Consider the following 911-nt stretch of genomic DNA (forward strand, 5'->3'; position numbering starts at 1 on the left):
TCGAGGACATTGTTTGGTGGGTAGTTTGACTGGGGTGGTCGCCTCCAAAAAGGTAACGGAGGCTTTCAAAGGTAAGCTCAGTACGCTTGGTAACCGTACGAGGAGTGCAATGGCATAAGCTTGCTTGACTGTGAGGCCAACAAGCCGATCAGGGTCGAAAGACGGACATAGTGATCCGGTGGTTCTGTATGGAAGGGCCATCGCTCAAAGGATAAAAGGTACTCTGGGGATAACAGGCTGATCTCCCCCAAGAGCTCATATCGACGGGGAGGTTTGGCACCTCGATGTCGGCTCGTCACATCCTGGGGCTGGAGAAGGTCCCAAGGGTTGGGCTGTTCGCCCATTAAAGTGGCACGCGAGCTGGGTTCAGAACGTCGCGAGACAGTTCGGTCCCTATCTGTTGTGGGCGTTGGAAGTTTGAGTGGATCTGACCTTAGTACGAGAGGACCGGGTTGGACATACCGCTGGTGAACCTGTTATGCCGCCAGGTGTACGGCAGGGTAGCTACGTATGGAATAGATAAGCGCTGAAAGCATCTAAGTGCGAAACTAGCCACGAGATGAGACTTCCTTATAGGGTCGTAGAAGATGACTACGTTGATAGGTCATAGGTGTAAAGGTTGAGAGACCAAAGCCGAGTGATACTAATAGCCCGAAGCTTTCCAAGCGGATAGTTCTGTTGTCTTCTACTTCTTGTTATTTTTTCTTTCAATATACGTCAATGATATGTTTCACGATACATTTTATGTTGTACGTTGTGATACTATCAAATGATATTCAGGTGCCTATATCGGCGGTGTTCACCTCTTCCCATTCCGAACAGAGAAGTTAAGCCCGCCCGAGCCGATGGTATTGCCGTAACAGGTGGGAGAGTAGGTCGGTGCCTTTTTTTATACAAATCCCCTTCAGGAA

At 49.4% G+C, this 911-nt stretch carries 2 rRNA genes; both read left to right on the plus strand.

The window, feature by feature from the left end:
- Positions 1–667 (plus strand): 23S ribosomal RNA (locus tag ACL9RF_RS17720); the annotation flags it as partial.
- A gap of 109 nt (positions 668–776) precedes the next feature.
- Positions 777–888, plus strand: a 5S ribosomal RNA gene (gene rrf / locus ACL9RF_RS17725).
- The last annotated feature ends 23 nt before the right edge of the window (positions 889–911 follow it).

The organism is Sphingobacterium sp. Mn56C, assembly GCF_049319645.1.
Classification (GTDB): Bacteria; Bacteroidota; Bacteroidia; order Sphingobacteriales; family Sphingobacteriaceae; genus Sphingobacterium.